Here is a 22,285-nt window from a genome sequence, read left to right as displayed (position 1 = left end):
AATTCGGGACATTCGTCCCGCCGAAAATTCCCCGAAAAAGTTGAGCCCTGATGAGTTATTTGCAGAACGACCCCCTGGCCATGAACGGCGCGATTGCGGCCGATCCCGTCGCCCCTGAAGCAAAAATCCGGATCGACATCGAGGCCGATGCCACGACCGGCTATGCCGCGATACAAAACGCCGTTCCGGTCGTGCGGGCGCTGCGGCTGACCAACCTGATGGCCGAGGCGGTTGAAAACCTGGAGGTCGTGGTGTCCTGCAGCCCGGCGTTTGCCCGGGGCCTGAAGCTGCGCTTTGACAAGCTGGCCGCTGGTGAAACGCGCCGCATCTCGCCGCTGGACCTGCAGCCCGACCATGCCTTCCTGGCCGACCTGAAGGAGTCGGTCAACGCCTCGGTCCGGGTCGTGGCTGAAGCCGGCGGCCAGGAACTGGCCGCTGCCTCCCGGCCGGTGCAAGTGCTGGCCTATGACCAATGGGCCGGAACGCGCGCGCTGCCCGAATTGCTGGCGGCGTTTTGCATGCCGAACAACCCGGCGATCGATGTGCTGATCGGCAAGGCCTCCAGGCTGCTGCGCGCCAGCCATCCCGAGCTGTCGATGAACGGCTACCAGTCCAAGAATCGCGATGTGGTCTGGAAGCAGGTCTCCAGCATCTACAGCACGATTGCGGCCGAGAACCTGCAGTATGTCGAGCCGCCCGCCTCGTTTGGCTCCGACGGCCAGAAAATCCGCACGCCCGACCGCATTTTCGATGCGCGCGTCGCCACCTGCCTGGACCTGGCGATGCTGTTCGCCTCGTGCCTGGAGCAGGCCGGCCTGCGCCCGGTCATCCTGCTCAAGGAGGGCCATGCCTGGGTCGGCGTCTGGCTGCACCTGGCGTCTTTTTCGGACGCGCTGATCGATGATGTGCAAGCCATCCGCAAGCGGGTGGACAGCGGTGAATTCCTGGTGTTTGAAACTACCGGCGCGGCCCGCCACGCCAGTTCGCGGCCATCGCTGCGGATTGCCATGGAGCAGGGCCACGCCCATTTGCTGGAAGACGCCAGTTTTCGCTATGCGATTGACATTCACCGCGCCCGCGAAGTGCAGATCAAGCCGCTGCCGTCGCGCGCGCTTCCCCTGATACCGGGCGAGCTGGCGCCCGAGGATGCGCCTGCGGCCATCGAGCCGATGCCGCTGCTGCCGCCGCTGGACTCCGATTCGCTGGCGCCGCTGGATGTGCGCGCAGACGACACGCCCGAAGGCCGCCTGTCCACCTGGAAATCCCGGCTGCTCGACCTGACGCTGCGCAACCGGCTGCTCAATTTCAAGCCGACCAAGGCCACGCTGCAACTGGTGGCGCCCGAGCTGGCCCGGCTCGAAGACGCGCTGGCCGACGGCGCCGAGTTCAAGATCAGGCCGCTGCCCGACCTCATGGAAGGCGCCGATCCGCGCATGGCCGAGGTGCACACCCAGCGCGCCGGAAGCACGCCGCTGGACGACATGGCGCTTGAAGCGCTGGGCAACCGGGAATTGCTCGCCCGGGCTTCGAAGGAAGCGCTGGATGGCAACCTGCTGGCCATCTACAGCGCCGCCCGCACCGGGCTGGAGGAGGGCGGCGCCAACACGCTGTACCTGGCGATGGGCCTGCTGCGCTGGACCGAAGCCGAAAAGGCCGACGCGGTGCATCTGGCGCCGCTGCTCTTGATCCCGGTCACGCTGCAGCGCCAGTCGGTGCGCAGCGGCTTTCGCTTGATACGGCATGACGACGAGGCCATCGTCAACCCGACGCTGCTGCACCTGCTGAAAACCAGTTTCGAGCTGAAGGTGGCCGGCCTGGATGTGGTGCCGACGGACGACAAGGGCGTTGACGTGGCGCAGGTGCTGCAGTCGTTCCGCTTGGCGGTGCGCGAGATTGCGCAGTGGGAAGTGCTGGAGCAGGCGCACCTGGGAATTTTTTCGTTCACCAAGTATTTAATGTGGAAAGATCTGCAGGACCGCACCGAGCAGCTCAAGCAAAGCCGCGTCGTCAGGCATTTGATCGACAAGCCCGGCGAGGCATTTGCGCGCGAAGGAACGGACGGCGAATTTGACCGGCTCGACATCACCCATCGTCCCCAGGACATCCTCACGCCGCTGCTGTCCGACTCGTCGCAGCTCAAGGCGATTTGCGCGGTCGATGCCGGACGCGACCTGGTGCTTGAAGGGCCGCCCGGCACCGGCAAGAGCCAGACCATCACCAACCTGATCGCGCACAGCCTGGCCAAGGGCAAGACCGTGCTGTTCGTGTCGGAGAAGATGGCGGCGCTCGAAGTGGTGCATCGGCGCCTCTCCAGCATCGGGCTGGGTCCGTTTTGCCTGGAGCTGCATTCCTCCAAGGCCAAGAAGACCGACGTGCTGCAGCAGCTCGGCAAGTCGCTGGCCATCAGCGCCCAGCGCACGGCCGATGACTGGGCGCGCGAAGCCGGGCGGCTGGGGCAGCTGCGCCAGTCGCTCAACGGGCTGGTCGATTCGCTGCACCACGAGTACCCCAACGGCTTCACCGTCTTTGAAGCCACCGGAACCTGCATAGCCCATACCGGCAAAGAGGCTTCGGCCATGCCGTGGCTTGATCCCTTGACGCACGACCGGGCCGACCTGGACCGGCTGGAGGAAACCGCCCGGCGCATGGCCTCGCTGGCCGGCGCGCTGCCGACGCTTGAGAATCATCCTCTGTCCCTCATCGGCCAGACCGACTGGTCGAATTCATGGCAGGACACTGTGTTGGCCGCTGCGCAATCGCTTGATGCCGCCATTCGCTCCCTGCAGGAAAAATCACTGGCCTTGGGAAGTTTGACCGGCCAGCCCACCACCGGCCTGAGTCTGGACGCCTATGCCGCGCTCGATCAACTGGCCGACGTGCTGCTGCTGGCGCCCGGCGTGCCCGCGGGCCTGGCCGGGCAGGCGCATGACCCGGGCGCGCGGGCGCGCGTGCATGCGCTGGCGCAGCACGGCCTGGCGCGCAACCAGCACTGGCAGCAAATCGGTCCTGGCTGGACGGAGCAGGTCGCCACGCTCAACGCGGTGGAACTGCAGGGGCAATGGGCGCAGGCGAGTTCCGACTGGTGGCCCAAGTCCATGTTGGCCCAGCGTGCCCTCATCGGCCGCCTGAGCGGCTTTCGCACCGACAGCCAGCGCCCGAGCGAGGCCGATGTGCAGGCCCTGCTGGCACCGCTGGCGGCGCTGAACGAGGAAGACCGGGTGCTGCGCAGCCTGCAGGCGGACGCCGAGGCGCTGCTGCAAGAGTCTTACGCCGGCCTCAAGACCGACTGGGCCAGCCTGGCCGCTCATGAGTTGTGGGCGAAGAAGTTTGCCGATGCGGTGACGCGGGTGGCCGGGGCTGATCTGGCGCAGGTCAATCCGCTGCACCAGGCGCTGGGGCCGCTGGTGTCGAGCAACCGCGCGGCCCTGGCCGTTGGCGGCCAGGCCGGCCGTGCGCTGCTGGCCTACCGTGACGCCTGGCGGGAATTCAGCCAGAAGCAGGGTGCGCTGGAAACCCTGGCCCAGCCGGTCGATCCCTTGCAGGGGCCTGATGGTGCGCAAGGCGCACTGGAACGCATCCAGGGCGTGCTCAGCGCCTGGCAACTCAACCGGCGGCTGATCCAGCCCTGGTGCCTGTGGCGCAATGTACGCGAGCAGGCGATGGACCAGGGCCTGCAGGCGCTGGTCGCCAGCCTTGAAAACGGGGAAGTGCCCCTGGGCGAGGTGGAGTCGCATTTCAAGTTCAGCTACCGCAACTGGTGGCTGAAAAAAACCATTGATCGCGACCCGCTGCTGCGCGGCTTTTCCAGCGCCGACCATGCGCGCAAGATTCACGAGTTCCGTGATGCCGATGTGCGCTTCCAGAAGCTGACCGAGCATTACATCGTCGCCACCCTGTCCGGGCATATCCCTTCGCTGGCTGGCAGCGCGGTCGGCCCCGACAGCGAGCTGGGCCGCTTGCGGCGCGAGCTGCAAAAAAAGAGCCGGCAGATGCCCGTGCGCCAGCTGGTTCGCGGCCTGCCGACCCTGCTGCCCAAGCTCAAGCCCTGTTTGCTGATGTCGCCGCTGTCGGTGGCGCAGTACCTGGACGCAGGCTACGCGCCGTTTGATCTGGTCGTGTTCGACGAAGCCTCGCAGATTCCGGTCTGGGATGCCATCGGCGCGATTGCCCGTGGCCGGCAGCTGGTCGTGGTGGGCGATGCCAAGCAACTGCCGCCGACCAGCTTTTTCAGCAAGTCAGGCGACCCCGAGGGCGGCACGCATGGCATGGGCGAGGAGCCGGTGGAAGACCTGGAAAGCATCCTCGACGAATGCCTGGGCGCCGGCATGAACCGGCTGAGCCTGCAGTGGCATTACCGCAGCCGCCACGAAAGCCTGATCACCTTCAGCAACGTCAACTACTACGAATCGAGCCTGGTCACCTTTCCCTCGCCGGTTACCGACGACAGCGCCGTGCGTTTCGAGCATGTAGCCGGGGTCTATGACCGGGGCGGCAGCCGCACCAACCGGCTTGAAGCCGACGCGATTGTCGAAGGCATCAGCGCGCATTACCTGTCGCCGCAAAAGAAGCATCTGACGCTTGGCGTGGTGACCTTCAACCAGCCCCAGCAGCTGCTGATTGAAACGCTGGTCGATGCCAGGCGCCGCGCCAGCCCGGAACTCGACCGGGCGATTGCGGCGCGCGCCAACGAGCCGCTGTTCATCAAGAACCTGGAAAACGTGCAGGGCGACGAGCGCGACGTGATTCTCTTCTCGATCACCTACGGTCCGGACGTGGCCGGCAAGACGACCATGAACTTCGGGCCGCTCAACGGCGAGGGCGGGCAGCGCCGGCTCAATGTGGCGATTTCGCGGGCGCGCGAGGCCGTCGTCATCTACAGCACGCTGAGGCCCGAGCAGATCGACCTGGCCCGGGTGCGCGCCGCCGGCGTGCGCGACCTCAAGCATTACCTGGAGTTCGCCATCAAGGGCTACCGCGCGCTGGCCGAGCAGAGCCTGCCGACCGGCCAGGAGCCCGACAGCCCGTTCGAGGTGGCGGTGATCCGCCTGCTGCGCAAGCACGGCTGGGAGGTGCATCCGCAGGTCGGCTGCTCGGGCTACCGCATCGACATCGGCGTGGTCGATCCGCGCGCGCCGGGCCGCTACCTGGCCGGCATCGAATGCGACGGCGCTACCTACCATTCGGCCGCCACCGCACGCGACCGCGACCGCCTGCGCCAGCATGTGCTCGAAGGCCTGGGCTGGCACATTCTGCGCATCTGGTCCACCGACTGGTGGCTCAACCCGGAAGGCGAGATCGACAAGATCAGCCAGCGCCTGAAGGCTCTCGTGGCCATGCCCGATGACACGCAGGCGGCCAGCGCGGTGCAGGTTCCTGTGGCGCTTCAGGCCGATCCTGAGCCGGCCCCTGAAAGCGAAGCAGCCCAGGGTTTACCGATGGAGCCGGACGGCTTTCCCAGCGAAGAAGAGATCCTGGCCATCTACCGTCCGACCAGCCTGCCCGCAGGCGATCCGCTGAGGTTTCATGACGCCAGTGCCTTGCCGGACCTGGCCGGGCACCTCGCCCACGTCATTGAAGCCGAGGGTCCGCTCACCGAAACGGCCTTGTTCCGAAAGGTCGCCCATGCCTGGGGAATCGGGCGCATTGGCGCCAAGGTATCCGAGCGGCTCAGAACGCTGACGCCCGAGCGCTTCGTTCGCACCATCGAGGAAGAGGCGATTTTTTACTGGCCGGCGCAATCCGACACGCAGTCGTGGGAGCAGTTCCGCATCGCCGACGCCAGCGAGCCGTCGCGCCGCCATGTTGACGAGGTCTGCCTTGAAGAGCTTTCCGCGCTGGCCCACCATGTGTTGCAGCAAGCCGGCGCTTCGTCCCGGCAGGACGCTGCGCGCTCGGTCTGCCTGCTGCTGGGAATGAACCGCGTCCCCGAAGAGGCCGAAGCGCGGGCCAACGAGGCCATGAACCGCCTGATCGCCTCGGAACTCGTCGTGGAAATCGAGGGCCAGGTGCGCTTGGTGGAATGATGGCGGCGGGTACAATTTGCTATTGATAACATAGCTACTTGCGCTTATGGATATTGCGCAAAAGGCCTTTTTGCTCAAGGTTGAGAACTGCTCAGCTTATCGAACCCGCGCCGGCCGGATGACTCGACAGTCGATCTCCGGCCTGGCTGCTATGGCGCGAGCCGCGCCGCCACTTCCCGCCCCAGCTCGATCACCGACATTGCGTAATAACTGCTCCAGTTGTAACGCGTGATGACGTAGAAGTTCTCGGTTCCCGCCACGTAGCTGGGCGCATCCGGGCCGTTGAGCAGCTCGACCAGCGCCAGCGGACCCTTGTGCTCCAAGGCCGGGCCTTCGAGCACCGCGCCCTTGGCGGTGAAGCTGGCGACGCCGAAGGTCGGCAAGATGTCGGGCGCCATCAGCGCGTCCATGTCGAGGCGGCTGGCGTCGAAGCGCACCGGGTAGTGCGTCGGCATGCCGCTTTGCCAGCCGTAGGCCTTGAAATAGCTGGCGACCGAGCCGATCACGTCGGCCGGGCTGTTCCACAAATCAATGCTGCCGTCGCCGTCGAAGTCCACGGCGTGCTTGGCCCAGCTCGACGGCATGAACTGCGGCATGCCCATGGCGCCGGCGTAGCTGCCGCGTGGCTCGAACGGGTCGGCATTCCTTCGGCTTTCCATGGTCAGGAACTGCTCGATCTCGCCCTTGAAGTAGTCGCTGCGTTCCTGGGCGCGCGGGTGGCTGGACGGAAAGTCGAAGGCCAGCGTGGCCAGCGAATCCATCACGCGAAAGCTGCCGGTGTCGCGGCCGTAGATGGTTTCGACGCCGATGATGCCGACGATGATCTCGGGGGGAACGCCGTATTCCTTTTCAGCGCGTGCCAGCGTGCTGCGGTTGGCCTGCCAGAAGTTCACGCCGGCCTGGATGCGGACCGGGTCGATGAAGCGGCTGCGATAGACGCGCCAGTTCTTGACGAAGGCCCGCGCGGGCGGCTGCATCAGCCGCGCCACCGTGGGGTTGAAGCGCGACTGGCCGATGGCCTGGCGCACCCACTCGGGGTCAAGGCTGCGGCGGCTGGCCAGGTCGTCGGCAAACTGCATGGCGTCGGCGCGGGTGGCATACAGCGGCCCCTGCGCCTGCCCGGCTCTGGCGGAAACCTTGACTTTCAAGGGTTTTACATCCTTTGCGCTTGCTGCTCCTGCACTGATAGCTATTAAAAACAGAGCAAGCTTGAAGCCAAAGGAAGGGGTGTGAAGTGTCATGCGCGGAAGGTGGGTGGGCTGAAAAGCGGATTTTAAGCAGGCCAGCGCAGTCGGCTGAATTGCTGCCTGAGCTGGTCCAGCTGGCGGACATGGCTTTTCAGCGGGGTGGATGTCCTGGCGGTTTGGGCCGTCGGGGCATAGCGCTGCACCTCCAGCTGCACCAGCCAGTCGTGCAGGGCTTGCCCCTGGTTGCCGTATTGCTGCAGCACCTGCCGGGCCAGCTGGCGCGGCGAGGTGGCGGGCGTGCTTTCTATGCCGGCCAGCGCCAGCCGCTTGCGTGCCCGGCCGAGCAGGCGCAGCCACGGGTCGTGCTGGCTGCGGTCCCACCATGCCCAGCCGCCGCCCGCAATGCTGGCCAGCACCAGCGCGCCTATCAGCAGGCGGGTCAGGTCTAGCCAGTCCGGGGTTTCAAAGCCGATGTTCTTGAGCAAACTGAGCTGCTTGCCCTGGGTGTAATTGAGAACCCACTGATTCCAGCCGTTGTTGATGGCTTCCCAGGTGGCGCGAAACTGCGCCGACAGGGTCGGGCTGAAATTGCCGAAGGCCTGCGCGACGGTGCCCCGGGGAGCGGCCAGCCGCTGGAAGGCGCCGGTGCGTCCCGGCGCCACGGCCGAGGTCGGATCGACCCGCACCCAGCCGCGCCCGGCCTGCCAGACTTCGGCCCAGGCGTGGGCATCGCTTTGCCGCACGACCCAGAAGCCGTCAACGCCGTTGCGCTCGCCGCCCTGGTAGCCGGTGACGATGCGCGCCGGAATGTCGAGCGCGCGCATCAAAATGACAAAACTGGACGCGATGTGCTCGCAAAAGCCTTCCTTGCGGTCAAACCAGAATTCGTCGGCGGTGTCGCGGCCATACACGCCGGGCTCCAGCGTGTAGCTGTAGCCCCCTAGGCGCAGCCGCTCCAGCGCGACCTGCACCAATGCCGCCGTATTGGCCCGGGCATAACGCGGGTCGCGCCGTATCTCGGCGGCCAGTGCCAGCGTGCGCGGGTTGAAGCCCGGCGGCAAATCGACATATTCCTGCAGCCCGCGCATGGGCTGCGCGGGTCCGTGGGTGAAGGCCGGGTAGCTGCTGACCTTGTAGCGGACCAGCTCGGTGATGGGCCGGCTGGTCAGCCACTGCAAATCGTCTTCCATGAAGTTGCGGTAACCGGGCACCTCGGGGCGCTGCAACGCCGCTTCCATCACCAAAAGCCAGGGCCGCTGGGTCGGCTCCAGCGTGACTTCGTAATGCACCGGCTCGCCGCTCACCTGCAGATTGGCCGGCAGCGCATGCTGGGGCTGCAGGTTGTCGCGCGAGGGCAACCACTGCCGCCCGTCAAAGCTGGAGAGCACCGGGCCGCGAAAATACATCTCGCGCTGCGGCGGGGGTTCGCCCTCGAAGCGGATGCGCATGGCCACGCTGTCGTCCAGCGCCAGCGTGGCCATCGTGCCGACTTCCATGCGCGCGCTCAGGCCGCTGCGGCCGGTCATGGCATCGCTGGGCACGCCCCACAGCGGCGCCATTCGCGGAAACAGCATGAACAGCACCAGCATGATGGGCGCGCCTAGCAGCGCCATCCCGCCGGCGGTTCGGGCGGCCTGCGCCAGCGGCGGCTTGCCGACCGGCATGTGGGCATTGACCAGCGCGGTCAGCAGACCCAGCAGCCCGAGCACCATGCTGAAGGCCGTCAGCAGCGACTGCGAATAGAAAAAATTGCTCAGCATGCAGAAAAAGCCGAGGAAGAAAATTACGAACGCATCGCGCCGGGCGCGCAGCTCCAGCGTCTTGAGCGTGAGCAGCACCACCAGCAGCGTCACGCCGGCGTCGCGCCCGAGCAAGGTGCCGTGCGAGACATAGGTGGCGCCCAGGGTCAGCGCCAGCAGCAGCAGCAGCCATGCCTTGCGGGGCAGGGCGCGGGCGTTCAGCGCCAGCCAGCCGCGCCACAGCAGCACCGCGCCCGCGCCCAGGCTGCACCACAGCGGCAAACGGCCGGCCTGCGGCAGCAGCAGCCAGGCAATCACGGCCAGCAGGAACAGCGTGTCGCGGCCTTCTCGCGGCAGCGTCCGCAGCGTCGTCAGGGTCGGCAGTTTTATCGATGGGGCTGCGGCTGGATTCAGCATGTTGCCAGCGCTTCCAGGCAACGGCGCTTGTGGGCTTCGCCGCTGGCCGGTTTGATCTCCAGCGCGCTCAGGCGCAGGCCGTAGTCGAGTCCGAGCCGGTCGGCCTGCAGCACCCAGGCGCACAGGCGCGAGAGTTTGCGCTCCAGGTCCAGCGGGCCGGCCTGCCGGACATCGAGCCAGAGTTCATGGCGCTGGGCCTGCTGGGTGTCGCGCACCACCAGACCGCCGCTTTCACCGCTGTGTTCACCGGCCTTGGCGGCTTTTTTCCAGAGCACGTTTTTCAGCGGATCGCCGCGCCGATAGGCCCGCACGCCGTCGAATTCGCCGCTGCTTTGCGCACGGGCGGCGCTGCCCGCGCCCTGGGCGCGCGGCTCGCCGGGCGGCAGCGGCGGCGCACGAAGCTCGGGCGCCGGATAGACCATGACCTGCGCGGCGGGCCGCCAGACCGTCCAGACGCGGAAGGTGCCCAGCGGAAAACGCGTTTCGGCCGTCAGCGTGGGCAGGCGGTGCAGGCCGCGCCGGGCGGGCGTGAAGGCCACCTGCACCAGGCTGCTGCCTTGGGCGGGCACGTCGGTCCAGGCCCAGTGCCGCGCGGCGCCTTGTTGGGCATCGACATCCTGCGGATTGAGCACGCTCAGGCCGATGCCGTGGCGCACGGAGCGCCGCGCATTCGTGAGTTTGATATCAAAAGCAGTGGTTGCGCCCGCGTAGTGGGCATGAGGTGCTATCAAATTCATGGCAAGTCCGCGCAGCGTGCCGTGGCAGACATGCATGCCGACCAGCGTGGTGCCGGCCAGCAGGAAAGTCAGCAAATAGCCCAGGTTGAGCTGGTAATTGATCGACGCGACCAGCAGCACCAGCAGCGTCAGGAACAGCATCAGGCCGGGGCGCGTCGGCAAAATATAGACGGTGCGCTGGGTGAGCAGGACGCTGTCGCTCAATGGCAGGCGCGCTTCAAACCAGCGTTGAAAGCGTGCCCTGGCAAGCGACATTGGGTTGGGGAGGAAGGCGAACGCGGCCATGAAAAAGCAGGCTTGCGGCTCAGGGCAGCGGTACGGCGTCCAGCATGGCGCGCACCTGCCCGACCGCGCCCCGGCCCGCGTCGCTGACCGGAATCAGCCGGTGCGCGGCGGTTTGCGGCAGGATGGCGGCAATGTCGTCGGGCGCGACATAGTCCCGTCCGCTCAAAAAAGCCTGCGCCTTGGCCGCCCGCATGATGGCGATGCCGGCGCGCGGGCTCAGGCCCTGCAAAAACCAGCGTCCCGAACGCGTGGCGGCCAGCAGATCCTGCAGGTAGTTCAGCAGCGGCTCGGCGGCATGCACCTGCTGCACCAATTGCTGCAGTTCCAGCAATTCGTGCGGCGCCAGCCTGGCCGGCAGGGCATCGAGCATTTCGCGCCGGTCGGCGCCCCTGAGGAGTTCGCGTTCGGCGGCCCGGTCGGGGTAGCCGAGCGAAATCCGCATGTGGAAGCGGTCGAGCTGCGACTCGGGCAGGGCGTAGGTGCCGAGCTGGTCGTGCGGGTTTTGCGTGGCGATGACGAAGAACGGTAGCGGCAGCGGGCGCGTCTGGCCTTCAATCGTCACCTGCTTTTCTTCCATGGCCTCCAGCAGCGCGCTCTGGGTCTTGGGGCTGGCGCGGTTGATCTCGTCGGCCAGCAGCACCTGGGCAAACATCGGCCCGGGGTGAAACACAAAGCTTTCCTTCTGGCGCTCGTAAATCGACACGCCCGACAAATCACTCGGCATCAGGTCGGCGGTGAACTGCACGCGTGAAAACTGCAGCCCGAACGAGCGCGACAGCGCATGCGCCAGCGTGGTCTTGCCGACGCCCGGAACATCTTCGATCAAGAGGTGGCCGCCCGCCAGCAGGCAGGCCACGCAGTCGCTGACCTGCGCGGACTTGCCCACAATCACCGTGTTAAGCTGATTAAGAAGCGCTTGAAGTTTTTCTTTGACATGCATGACTTGAACCATAACGTAATTTTTAACATGATTTACTTGTTATGAACAAAACGGGTTATTTCACCCACACGGACTGCTGGAAGCATGAAATGGGTCCGGGACATCCCGAGTGTCCCGAGCGGCTGGATGCGATTGAAGACCGGCTGCTGGCGTCCGGCGTGAAGGATGCGCTGGACCTGCAGGAGGCTCCGCTGGCCGCCATTGGCGACATCGAACTGGCGCACGACCGCATGCTGGTGGCGGCGATTCGCGGCCTGAGCGACCAGCTGGCCGATGACATCCGAGCCGGCGGTCCGGCCTACGTCCAGATTGACCCCGACACGGCATTGAACGTCCACACCTGGAACGCCGCCTTGCGCGCGGCAGGCGCGGTGATTGCGGCCACCGACGCCGTGATGGCCGGCGAGATGGACAACGCCTTTTGCGCGGTGCGCCCGCCGGGCCACCATGCCGAGCGCAACAAGGCCATGGGTTTTTGCTTTTTCAATAACATCGCCATCGCCGCCAAGTACGCGCTGGAGCGTCACGGCCTGAAGCGCGTGGCGATTGTTGACTTTGACGTGCACCACGGCAACGGCACCGAGGACATCGTCCGGGGCGATGACCGTATCCTGATGGTCAGCTTTTTCCAGCACCCGATGTATCCTTTCAGCGGCGCCGACACGCAGGCCCCCAACATGGTGAACCTGCCGGTACCGGCCTATACCAAGGGCATGGAGGTGCGCGAGCTGATCGACATGCTGTGGATGCCCCGGCTGGAAGCATTCAAGCCCGAGATGATCTTCATCAGCGCGGGGTTTGACGCCCACCGCGACGATGACCTGGGCCAGATGAACCTGAACGAGCAGGACTACGCCTGGATCACCGAGCGCATCAAAAGTGTTGCCAAACGCCACGCCAAAGGCCGGATCGTGTCCGCGCTTGAAGGCGGCTACAACCTCGGCGCGCTGGGGCGCAGCGTCGAGGCGCATATCCGCGTGCTGGCTGATTTATAGGAATTTGTTCATGAGTGTTATTTCTTTGGCCGACTCTTTGGCCGACGTTTCGCCGCCGGTGCTGCATACCCGTGACGAGCGCGGCGTTCACCGCCTGGTGCTCAACCGGCCAGCCACCTTCAACGCCCTGAGCGAGGAAATGCTGGCCGCGCTGCAAACCGCGCTTGATGCGATTGCGCTGGACGAATCAGCCCGCATCGTGGTGCTGTCGGCGCAAGGCAAGGCGTTTTGCGCCGGCCACAACCTCAAGGAAATGCGCGCCCAGCCCGAGCTGGCCTACTACCAGAAGCTGTTTGCCCAATGCACCCGCATGATGCTCAGCATCCAGAACCTGCCGGTGCCGGTGATTGCCAGGGTGCAGGGGCTGGCGACCGCTGCCGGCTGCCAGCTGGTGGCGCAAAGCGACCTGGCGGTGGCCGCCAGCCAGGTCAGCTTTGGCGTCAACGGCATTGATGTCGGCCTGTTCTGCGCCACGCCCAGCGTGCCGCTGGTGCGCAACATGCCGGCCAAACAAGCCATGGAAATGCTGCTGACCGGCGAGTTCATCACCGCCGACGAGGCGCGCGCCCGGGGCCTGGTCAACCGCGTCGTGCCGCTCGAAGCGCTCGACGCCGAGGTTGAAAAGCTGGTCCAGGCGATATTGTCGAAGCCCCGCGAGGCCGTCGCCATGGGCAAGGCGCTGTTCTACAAGCAGCGTGAAACCGGCGTCGAAGCCGCCTACCAGCTGGCCGGCCAGACCATGGCCTGCAACATGATGCACCCCGTGGCGCAAGAAGGCGTGCAGGCCTTCATCGAAAAAAGGAAGCCGCAATGGCCAGTGCCGACGCCGTGAATCCTGCTGCTTCGGCGGCTTCCGCACCTCGGCTGGAGGGCCTGGACGGCTGGCTGACGGCACTGACCCAGCCCAGCGCATTGACCGAACTGGCCGCGCTGCTGGCCTGCGTGCTGCTGGCCTGGCTGCTGGCGCGGGTGCTGAGTCGCACGCAGCATCTGAAAAACGACGCGTCGATTCTTTTTGGCCGGCGCCTTGTCGATGGCGTGCTGTTTCCGCTGCTGCTGCTGTCGCTGGCCTACGTCATGCAGACGCTGCTGGCGCGGCTGTTTCCGCTGGCGCTGTTCAAGGTGGCCATTCCGGTGCTGCTGGCGCTGGCCGCGATTCGCCTGAGCGTCAAGGTGCTGCAGGTGGCCTTCAAGGACGCGCCGGTGGTGCGTGCGCTGGAGCGGACTGTTTCCTGGCTGGCCTGGGCGCTCATGGTGCTCTGGATCAGCGGCCTGCTGCCCATCATCCTCGATGAGCTGGACAGCATCAAGTGGAAGGTCGGCGGCTCGATGCTGTCGGTGCGCGCCCTGCTGCAGGGCGCGCTGACGGCCGGCGTCGTGCTCCTGATCACCTTGTGGATCTCGGCGGCGATTGAAAGCCGGCTGCTGCGCGCGGCCACCGGCAGCGAGCTGTCCCTGCGCAAGGCCGTGAGCAATGCCAGCCGGGCCGGGCTGATGTTCGTGGGCTTGCTGCTGGCGCTGTCGTCCGTGGGCATCGACCTGACGGCGCTGTCGGTGCTGGGCGGCGCGATTGGCGTGGGCGTGGGTTTTGGCCTGCAAAAGCTGGCCTCCAACTATGTGAGCGGTTTTGTCATGCTGGCCGAACGCAGCGTGCGCATCGGCGACAACATACGCGTCGATACCTTTGAAGGCCGCATCACCGACATCAAGGCCAGGTACACCGTGGTGCGCGCGCCGTCCGGGCGCGAATCCATCGTGCCGAACGAAATGTTCATCATCAACCGCATTGAAAACCTGTCGCTCACCGATACGCGGGTGCTGCAGTCCACCGTGGTGTCGGTGGGCTATGACAGCGACGAGGAACTGGTGATGCGCTTGCTCACCGAAGCGGCTGCGGGCCGCGAGCGCGTGCTGGCCGACCCGAAGCCGGGTGCCAACCTGACCAGCTTTGGCGCGGACGGGCTGGAATTCACGCTCAATTACTGGATTTGCGACCCTGAAAACGGCCAGCAGAATGTGCGCTCGCAGATCAACCTGGCGATCCTGAAATCATTGCGCGAGCACCACATCGATATTCCGTATCCGCAGCGGGTCATCCACACCCGCGCCGGTCCGGCTGCAGAGGACAATCCTGATGCGCCAGCGCGGACCGCCACCCCCGGGCCGGTCACGCTGGCGCCCACAGAAAAGTAGTGAGCAAAAATGCTGCAATCAAGCCAAAACAGCCGTTTATAATAAATAGAACGACCGTTCTTTTTTATTCCTGCCGCAAGATATTACGCTTTTTGCGCGGACTGGCATCACGGCATCACGAGTGCCCCGGCATAGAATGCATGGCTTACGTTTACGTCAACGTCAATTAATTAATAAACTTTGGAGCCCCGTCATGAAGGTCTTGGTCCCTGTCAAGCGTGTAGTCGATTACAACGTCAAAGTCCGCGTCAAATCCGACGGCAGCGGCGTCGATATCGCCAATGTCAAGATGAGCATGAATCCGTTCGACGAGATCGCCATCGAGGAAGCCGTGCGGCTGAAGGAAAAAGGCGTGGTGACCGAGGTCATCGCCGTCTCCTGCGGCGTGCTGCAGTGCCAGGAAACCCTGCGCACGGCCATGGCCATTGGCGCGGACCGCGCCATCCTGGTCGAGACTTCAGAAGAATTGCAGCCGCTGGCCGTGGCCAAGCTCTTGAAAGCCCTGGTCGATAAAGAACAGCCGCAACTCGTCATCCTGGGCAAGCAGGCGATTGATGACGACTGCAACCAGACCGGCCAGATGCTCGCCGCGCTGCTGGGCTGGGGTCAGGCGACGTTTGCCTCCAAGGTCGAAGTGGCTGACGGCGTCGCCAAGGTCACGCGCGAGGTCGATGGCGGGCTGGAGACGCTCTCGCTCACGCTGCCGGCCATCATCACGACCGACCTGCGCCTCAATGAGCCGCGCTACGTCACGCTGCCCAACATCATGAAGGCCAAGAAAAAGCCGCTGGAAAATCTCAAGCCCGAGACGCTCGGCGTCGATGTCAAGCCGCGCATCAAGACGCTCAAAGTCAGCGAGCCGCCCAAGCGCAGCGCCGGCATCAAGGTGCTTGATGTGGCCGCGCTGGTGGACAAGCTGCGCAACGAAGCCAAAGTCATCTAACTCAGAACCAGAACAACGGAGCCTAAAACTATGACCTCTTTAGTCATCGCAGAACACGACAACGCCAGCATCCGCCCCGCCACCCTGAACACCGTAACCGCCGCTGCCCAGTGCGGCGGCGAGGTGCATGTGCTGGTGGCCGGCAAGGATGCCGCCGCCGCAGCGCAAGCCGCCAGCCAGATTTCCGGCGTCACCAAAGTCATTCATGTGGACGGCGATCATTTCGCCCACGGCCTGGCGGAAAACATGGCCGCCCAGGTGATTTCCATTGCCAGCGCCTACAGCCACATCCTGTTCCCGGCCACGGCGTCGGGCAAGAACATCGCCCCGCGCGTCGCGGCCCTGCTCGACGTGGCGCAGATCTCCGACATCACGAAAGTCGATGCGGCGGACACCTTCGAGCGCCCAATCTACGCGGGCAACGCGATTGCCATCGTTCAGAGCCTGGACGCGGTCAAGGTCATCACCGTGCGCACGACCGGCTTTGATGCAGCGGCCAGCACGGGCGGCAGCGCCGCCATTGATGTCGTCAGCGGCGTGGCCGACAGCGGCAAGTCCAGCTTTGTGGGCAGCGAAATCGCCAAGAGCGACCGGCCCGAACTGACGGCGGCCAAGATCATCGTCTCGGGCGGCCGGGCGCTGGGCTCCTCCGAGAAGTTCCATCAAGTGCTCGAGCCGCTGGCCGACAAGCTCGGCGCAGCACTCGGTGCGAGCCGCGCGGCCGTCGATGCGGGCTACGCCCCGAACGACTGGCAGGTCGGCCAGACCGGCAAGATAGTTGCGCCGCAGCTGTACGTGGCCATCGGCATCTCGGGCGCCATCCAGCATCTGGCCGGCATGAAGGACTCCAAGGTCATCGTGGCGATCAACAAGGACGGCGAAGCGCCGATCTTCAGCGTCGCTGATTACGGGCTTGAGGCTGATTTGTTCACCGCCGTGCCGGAATTGATTGCCGCGCTGTAAGGCAAAAAAACAAGAAGGGCGTCGTGATGGACGCCCTTTTTTTATCTGTACTGCCTGGGTTGCCGGGCAACTGTTGACCTGACTGGAGAGACAAAATGAGCTACAAGGCACCCCTCAAGGACATGCTGTTTGACATCAAGCACCTGGCGGGCATCGACCAGATCGCGCAAATCCCCGGCTTTGAAGACGCCGGTTTTGACACCGCCGAAGCGGTGCTCGAAGAATGCGCCAAGTTCAGCGAGGGCGTGCTGTCGCCGCTGAACTGGGAAGGCGACAAGAACCCGTCGAGCTTTCAGTCCGGCGTGGTCACCACGACGCCCGGTTTCAAGGAAGCCTTCAGGCAGTACGTCGAAGGCGGCTGGCAGGGCCTGCAGCATCCCGCTGATTTCGGCGGCCAGGGCCTGCCCAAGACGATTGGCGCGGCCTGCGGTGAAATGGCCAATTCGGCCAACATGAGCTTTGCCTTGTGTCCGATGCTGACCGACGGCGCCATCGAAGCGCTGCTGACGGCCGGCTCGGAGGCGCTCAATGCGGTCTATCTGGAAAAAATGATCAGCGGCCAGTGGACCGGCACCATGAACCTGACCGAGCCGCAGGCCGGAAGCGACCTGGCCGCCGTGCGCAGCCGCGCCGAACCGCAGGCTGACGGCAGCTACAAGGTTTTCGGCACCAAGATTTTCATCACCTACGGCGAGCACGACATGGCCGAGAACATCGTCCACCTGGTGCTGGCCCGAGCGAGCGGCGCACCTGAAGGTGTCAAGGGCATCAGCCTGTTTGTCGTTCCCAAGTTCCTGGTCAATGCCGACGGCACGCTGGGCGAGCGCAACGATGTGCATTGCGTGAGCATCGAGCACAAGCTGGGCATCAAGGCTTCGCCCACGGCCGTGCTGCAGTTTGGCGACCACGGTGGCGCGGCCGGCTACCTCGTCGGCGAAGAAAATCGCGGCCTCGAATACATGTTCATCATGATGAACTCGGCGCGCTACGCCGTCGGCGTGCAGGGCATTGCGATTGCCGAGCGCGCTTACCAGAAAGCCGTGGGCTTTGCCAAAGACCGCGTGCAGAGCCGCCCGGTCGATGGCTCGATCAAGGCCAGCGCGTCCATCATTCACCACCCCGATGTCAGGCGCATGCTGATGACCATGCGCGCCTACACCGAAGGCTGCCGCGCGATGGCCTCGGTGGCTGCCGCCGCCTACGACGCGACGCATCACCACCCTGATGCCGAGGTGCGAAAACAGAGCCTGGCTTTTTATGAATTCATGGTGCCACTGGTCAAGGGCTACAGCACCGAGATGAGCCAGGAAGTCACCTCGCTGGGCGTGCAGGTGCATGGCGGCATGGGTTTCATCGAGGAAACCGGCGCGGCGCAGTATTTCCGCGACGCCCGGATCTTGACGATTTACGAAGGCACGACCGCCATCCAGGCCAACGACCTGATCGGCCGCAAGACCGCGCGCGACGGCGGTCAAACGGCCAAAGGCATCGCCGCGCAGATCGAAGCGACCGAAAACGAATTGCTGGCGCAGGGCAGCGCCGACGCGCTGGCCGTGGCCAAACGCCTGAAGGCCGCGCGCCAGGCCTTTGTCCAAGTGGTCGAGTTTGTCGCCGCCAACACCAGGACCAGCCCGAATGCGGTGTTTGCTGGCAGCGTGCCTTACCTGATGCTGGCGGGCAATGTGGTGGCGGGCTGGCAGCTGGCGCGTTCGCTGCTGGTGGCCCAGGAGCAACTGGCGCAGGGCGTCGATACGGCCTTCATGCAGGCCAAGATCACCACAGCCCGGTTTTACGCCGACCACCTGCTGACCAAGGCGCCCGGCATGCGTGACAGCATCGTCGAAGGCGCGGACAGCGTGAATGCGCTGGCGCTGGAAGCATTTTGATCGCGATGGGATTTTGCTTCTGAATTGATAGCTGGATGCGCATGACAGCCGTGCGCAAATGCCACTTTTTGCTTAAAAAAATCGACAATGACAACGGAGACCCCATGTCCAGACTGCCCGGCGCCCTGAACCACTTGCCCTTGCCCATCATCGGCTCGCCGCTGTTCATCATCAGCAACCCCCGGCTCGTCATCGAGCAGTGCAAGGCCGGCGTGGTCGGCTCCATGCCGGCGCTCAATGCGCGCCCGGCCGCGCAGCTCGAAGACTGGCTGGCCGAGATCACCGAGACGCTGGCCGCCTACAACCTGGCCCATCCTGACCAGCCGGCCGCGCCCTTCGCCATCAACCAGATCGTGCACAAGTCCAACGACCGCCTGGAGCATGACCTGGAGGTGTGCGCGCGCTTCAAGGTGCCCATCGTCATCACCTCGCTGGGCGCGCGCGAAGACCTGAACCAGGCGGTGCACGGCTGGGGCGGCGTCGTGCTGCACGACATCATCAACAACAAGTTTGCCCGCAAGGCGATTGAAAAGGGCGCCGACGGCCTGGTGGCGGTGGCCTGCGGCGCGGGCGGACACGCCGGGGTCAAAAGCCCGTTCGCGCTGGTCCAGGAAATCCGCCAGTGGTTTGACGGCCCGCTGGCGCTGTCGGGCGCCATCTCGACCGGCGGCGGCGTGCTGGCCGCGCAGGCCATGGGCGCCGACTTCGCCTACATCGGCTCGGCCTTCATCGCCACCGAAGAGGCCCGGGCCTCGGACGCCTACAAGCAGGCGATTGTCGAAGGCAATTCCGACGACATCGTGTACAGCAACCTGTTCACCGGCGTGCACGGCAACTACCTGGCGCCGTCGATCCGCGCCGCCGGCATGGACCCCGACAACCTGCCCGAAAGCGATGCGAGCAAGATGAACTTCGGCGGCGACAAGTCCAAAGCCTGGAAAGACATCTGGGGCTGCGGCCAGGGCATCGGCTCGGTCAGCAAGGTGCAAAGCACGGCGGCCTTCGTCGCCCAGCTCAGGCTTGAATACGAAGCCGCGCGCCAGAGGCTGCTGGCGCAGTAAGCCTGGCTGGCCAGTTACTGGTTTTTTTAAGCCAAAAAGGCCTTTTGCGCACGGCTGGCATTCATAGACAGCTATCTAATCAATAGCAGTTTCAACGCCTGAACATGTCCAGCTTCAGGGCTGCTTCATGGCCCAGCCACGAAGCGTGGAGCGTGTGGTCGGCCAAGTCGTCGCCGGTCAGGCCATGCACCAGCACATCCAGGCCGCCCCGGTGCTGCTCTAGCCAAGCAATCACCTGGTCAAACCCGGCGCGGTCGAACGCCAGCTGGCAACTCCAGCGCGGATGCGGCCCGACCTCGCGTTCATGCACGCGGCCCACCGTGACCGGAAGCAGCCGGCCCGCCTGCTCGCACAGCGCTCTGGCCTGCGCCAGCGTCGCGGGTCCGAAATAAACGTGGGCATGGTAGTGGTCGTAGAGGTTTTGAGGGCGCTGGGTCATGGGCAACAGGTGCAGGTCAATCCCGGGAAAACAAGCTCTATGCATACCCCGACCTTTGTCCTGGAGCGGTGACTACACTCTTGGCTTCGATTCCCTCCTTCAATCCTCCCGGAAAACGCGTACCCATGGATATTTTTATGCTGGCGATGTTTGTCGCCATTGGCGCTCACATGTTCAAGTCGAAGTACCAGAGCCGGCGCATTGCCTTGCTGGGCAGCCATCTCGGGAAATACCAGATTGAAAAACTGATGGAAACGCTGACGGACGGCTACATGCGCGCGCTGGGTGAAGCCGATGGACAGCGCCGCGAACAGATTTTCAACCTGCTGACCAGCACCGAAACGGCGCTGTGCGACCAGCTCGGTCGCTTTGCCGTCGAGTTTTCCAAAGTCGATGAAGCCGATGCACGGGTCAGCAAACTGCCGGTGGCCATTCCCTATGCCGACAAACTGTTTCCCGCCGCCACCTTTGACCTTCGCAAGGCTTTGGCCATCCATGCGCAAGGCATCAACCGTGCGGTGCGCAATGAAGCCAACCGCAGCCCCAAGGCCAAGGCCTTCACCGTGTCGGCCGAGCTGTTCTTGCTGCAGCACACCTGCCACTGGTTCTGCAAATCCAAGACCGTCGCCTCTGCGCGCATGCTGGCCCGGCAAAAAACCTCCTATGAGCAACTGGTGGAGTCCGTGGCGCCCGAGACGCGCAGGGCTTATTGCAGCCTGACGGGGGGCTGATCCGGGTTCGCCAACGGCCAGGTTCGCTGGAAAATCAGGGCTGTCCTGGAGGCACTCCCGTCTGGCAGTGGGCGTAGATATCGAGTGCAGGCTGGTAAACGCTGGTCTGTACGTTCATCAGGCCCAAGACTGAATGGAAATAATTGTCGTGGCTGATGGGCGCGTCGAGTTCCTTCTTGAGGCAGGCTGTGGCGATCTTGCTGCGCTGCTCGAATCCGGGCGACAGCCAGGTGATCCAGGGAACGCGCTTTTGAACGTCGGGCGCCACGCTGTACGGCATGCCGTGCAGGTAGATGTTGTTTTCACCCAGTGATTCGCCATGGTCTGCCAAGTAGAGCATGGCCGGTGCGCTGTGCGCTTCCTGCGTCTTGAGCCACCCAATGGCGGAGGCCAGGACGTGATCCGTGTACACAATGCTGTTGTCGTAGGCATTGACCAGCCCTTCCTGTGTGCAGCTTTGCAGCGCGTTGTCGGTGCATTCGGGCAAAAACTTCTTGAACGCGGCCGGTGACCGCTTGAAATACGCCGGGCCGTGGCTGCCCATCTGGTGCATCACGACCACGACGCCTTTGGCCCGGCGCTCGGCGCTCAAGGCGGCGATGCGCTCGTCCAGGCCATGCAGCATGACTTCATCGAAGCATTCGTCGCCTTCGCACAGGCCGGGCACCTTGAGCTGGCTGGTGTCGATGTTGGGAATGCGGTCGCAGACGCCCTTGCAGCCGGACTGGTTGTCCAGCCAGAGAACGGCCAGGCCAGCGTGCTGCAGCACATCCATCAGGCCTTCGTAATTGGCCGGGCGCGATTCGTAGTTCGCCCGTCCGAAGTTTGAAAACATGCATGGCACCGACGCCGCCGTGCTGGTGCCGCACGACCAGGCGTTGCGCTGGCTGGCGATGTTCTCCTTGGCCAGCCCGGGCGTGGTCGGGCGGCCGTAGCCGTTGACCGCGAAGTTGCCGCTGCGCCCGGTCTCGCCCAGCACCAGCAGCAGCAGCGGCGGCCTGGCCTGCGCCGTGTAGCTGGCGCCCAGTTTGGCGTCTGTGCCCAAAGGCAGGATGGCGGACTCGTCGCGCTGGAACGGCCTGGCGGCGATGGAGCCCAGTGCGTAGAAGGAATTGAGCGGATTGATCAGGTAGCGCAGCTGCGTGTTGTTGCGCATCACCGAGGCGATGCTTTGAAAGAACAGCACCACCACCAGCACCAGCAGGGCGCAGGTGGCCAGCAGGGCTGCCAGGTTGGAGACGGCCTGCCGCGTAGGCGTTTGCAGCCGGATGTGCTGGCGCCACAGCAGCACGCAGGGCAGCCCCGCCAGCACCAGCACCGTGGCGAGCAAGCGCCAGTTGAGCAGGTCGCGCGTCTCGCGCAGGTCGGTTTGCAGCGTGTTGACCATCATGGTCTTGTCGATGACGATGCCGTAGGCCAGCATGAAGTAGGCGCCAAACGCCGCCGACACGCAAAAAAGCATGATCACCGGCTTGAGCGTCCAGCGCCAGGCCAGCAGGCTGAGCAAGCCCGCCGTGGCCAGCCCGATCACCAGCGCCAGGGCAACGCTGACGGTGATGGCCTGGCCGCCGCTCAGGTCAGGCAGGCGCGCCAGCGTGCGCCACAGCGCCACGTTGCACACCGTGGCGATCCAGAAGCTGGCCAGCACAACCACCCAGAGCGGGCGCATGCCGGTATTCACACTGGATGAATGGGCGCCGGGTTTGGCGGAGGATGGGTCGGGAAGGGTCGAGCGCAGCAGCATAG

Annotated in this window: 15 protein-coding genes; 9 read left to right on the top strand and 6 right to left on the bottom strand. The window is 64.8% G+C overall.

What is annotated here, in order from left to right:
* The first annotated feature begins 50 nt into the window (after positions 1–50).
* Positions 51–6,023 carry a DUF3320 domain-containing protein gene (locus tag ABLV49_RS14795; protein WP_349277559.1) on the top strand — a complete coding sequence of 1,991 codons (5,973 nt, stop codon included), beginning with the start codon at positions 51–53 and terminating at the stop codon, positions 6,021–6,023.
* Between the two features lie 149 nt (positions 6,024–6,172).
* Here ABLV49_RS14795 and mltB read toward each other — a convergent pair whose 3' ends face one another.
* Genes mltB through ABLV49_RS14775 form a run of 4 tightly spaced genes read right to left on the bottom strand, consistent with a single transcriptional unit; the run spans position 6,173 to position 11,328 of the window.
* The gene (gene mltB / locus ABLV49_RS14790; RefSeq protein WP_349277557.1) at positions 6,173–7,264 is read right to left on the bottom strand and encodes a lytic murein transglycosylase B; all 1,092 of its coding nucleotides are present in this window, start codon (positions 7,262–7,264) and stop codon (positions 6,173–6,175) included.
* Positions 7,265–7,296: 32 nt separating this feature from the next.
* Positions 7,297–9,366 carry a DUF3488 and transglutaminase-like domain-containing protein gene (locus ABLV49_RS14785; RefSeq protein ID WP_349277555.1) on the bottom strand — a complete coding sequence of 690 codons (2,070 nt, stop codon included), beginning with the start codon at positions 9,364–9,366 and terminating at the stop codon, positions 7,297–7,299.
* A complete protein-coding gene (locus ABLV49_RS14780) occupies positions 9,360–10,388 on the bottom strand; it encodes a DUF58 domain-containing protein (RefSeq protein ID WP_349277553.1) in 1,029 nt (342 codons plus the stop codon). Before ABLV49_RS14780 ends, ABLV49_RS14785 begins: the two co-directional genes overlap by 7 nt.
* A 19-nt stretch (positions 10,389–10,407) precedes the next feature.
* On the bottom strand, positions 10,408–11,328 hold the full coding sequence (locus ABLV49_RS14775; RefSeq protein WP_349277551.1) for an AAA family ATPase: 921 nt from the start codon (positions 11,326–11,328) through the stop codon (positions 10,408–10,410).
* A gap of 41 nt (positions 11,329–11,369) precedes the next feature.
* Between ABLV49_RS14775 and ABLV49_RS14770 the strand changes: the two genes are divergently transcribed.
* The 7 genes from ABLV49_RS14770 to ABLV49_RS14740 all read left to right on the top strand — a co-directional run bounded on the left by ABLV49_RS14770 (position 11,370) and on the right by ABLV49_RS14740 (position 19,369).
* Positions 11,370–12,323 (top strand): histone deacetylase family protein, encoded by a 954-nt coding sequence (locus ABLV49_RS14770; RefSeq protein ID WP_349277550.1) that lies wholly within the window; start codon positions 11,370–11,372, stop codon positions 12,321–12,323.
* 10 nt (positions 12,324–12,333) lie between these two features.
* On the top strand, positions 12,334–13,155 hold the full coding sequence (locus ABLV49_RS14765) for an enoyl-CoA hydratase (protein WP_349277548.1): 822 nt from the start codon (positions 12,334–12,336) through the stop codon (positions 13,153–13,155).
* Positions 13,134–14,516, top strand: a complete 1,383-nt coding sequence (locus tag ABLV49_RS14760; protein ID WP_349277546.1) for a mechanosensitive ion channel family protein — start codon at positions 13,134–13,136, stop codon at positions 14,514–14,516. The genes ABLV49_RS14765 and ABLV49_RS14760 overlap by 22 nt, the downstream gene beginning before the upstream one ends.
* Before the next feature lie 193 nt (positions 14,517–14,709).
* Positions 14,710–15,459: an electron transfer flavoprotein subunit beta/FixA family protein gene (locus tag ABLV49_RS14755; protein WP_349277544.1), complete on the top strand. Its 750-nt coding sequence runs from the start codon at positions 14,710–14,712 to the stop codon at positions 15,457–15,459.
* A 30-nt stretch (positions 15,460–15,489) separates the two neighbouring features.
* Positions 15,490–16,422, top strand: a complete 933-nt coding sequence (locus ABLV49_RS14750; protein WP_349277543.1) for an electron transfer flavoprotein subunit alpha/FixB family protein — start codon at positions 15,490–15,492, stop codon at positions 16,420–16,422.
* A gap of 95 nt (positions 16,423–16,517) precedes the next feature.
* Positions 16,518–18,308, top strand: coding sequence for an acyl-CoA dehydrogenase (locus tag ABLV49_RS14745; protein WP_349277541.1), 1,791 nt, complete (start codon positions 16,518–16,520; stop codon positions 18,306–18,308).
* Between the two features lie 104 nt (positions 18,309–18,412).
* Entirely contained in the window at positions 18,413–19,369 is a 957-nt protein-coding gene (locus ABLV49_RS14740) for an NAD(P)H-dependent flavin oxidoreductase (protein WP_349277539.1), read from the top strand.
* A 91-nt stretch (positions 19,370–19,460) separates the two neighbouring features.
* Here the strand turns inward: ABLV49_RS14740 and ABLV49_RS14735 are convergent, their stop codons facing one another.
* The gene (locus ABLV49_RS14735; RefSeq protein WP_349277537.1) at positions 19,461–19,808 is read right to left on the bottom strand and encodes a DOPA 4,5-dioxygenase family protein; all 348 of its coding nucleotides are present in this window, start codon (positions 19,806–19,808) and stop codon (positions 19,461–19,463) included.
* A gap of 125 nt (positions 19,809–19,933) precedes the next feature.
* On the opposite strand from ABLV49_RS14735, the gene ABLV49_RS14730 reads away from it, so the two are divergent.
* The gene (locus ABLV49_RS14730) at positions 19,934–20,539 is read left to right on the top strand and encodes a hypothetical protein (RefSeq protein WP_349277535.1); all 606 of its coding nucleotides are present in this window, start codon (positions 19,934–19,936) and stop codon (positions 20,537–20,539) included.
* 34 nt (positions 20,540–20,573) lie between these two features.
* Here the strand turns inward: ABLV49_RS14730 and ABLV49_RS14725 are convergent, their stop codons facing one another.
* On the bottom strand, positions 20,574–22,283 hold the full coding sequence (locus tag ABLV49_RS14725) for a phosphoethanolamine transferase (RefSeq protein ID WP_415838244.1): 1,710 nt from the start codon (positions 22,281–22,283) through the stop codon (positions 20,574–20,576).
* Between the last annotated feature and the right edge of the window lie 2 nt (positions 22,284–22,285).

Source organism: Polaromonas hydrogenivorans (assembly GCF_040105105.1).
Taxonomy (GTDB): Bacteria; Pseudomonadota; Gammaproteobacteria; order Burkholderiales; family Burkholderiaceae_C; genus Polaromonas; species Polaromonas hydrogenivorans.
This window is presented reverse-complemented; position numbering and strand designations above follow the sequence as displayed.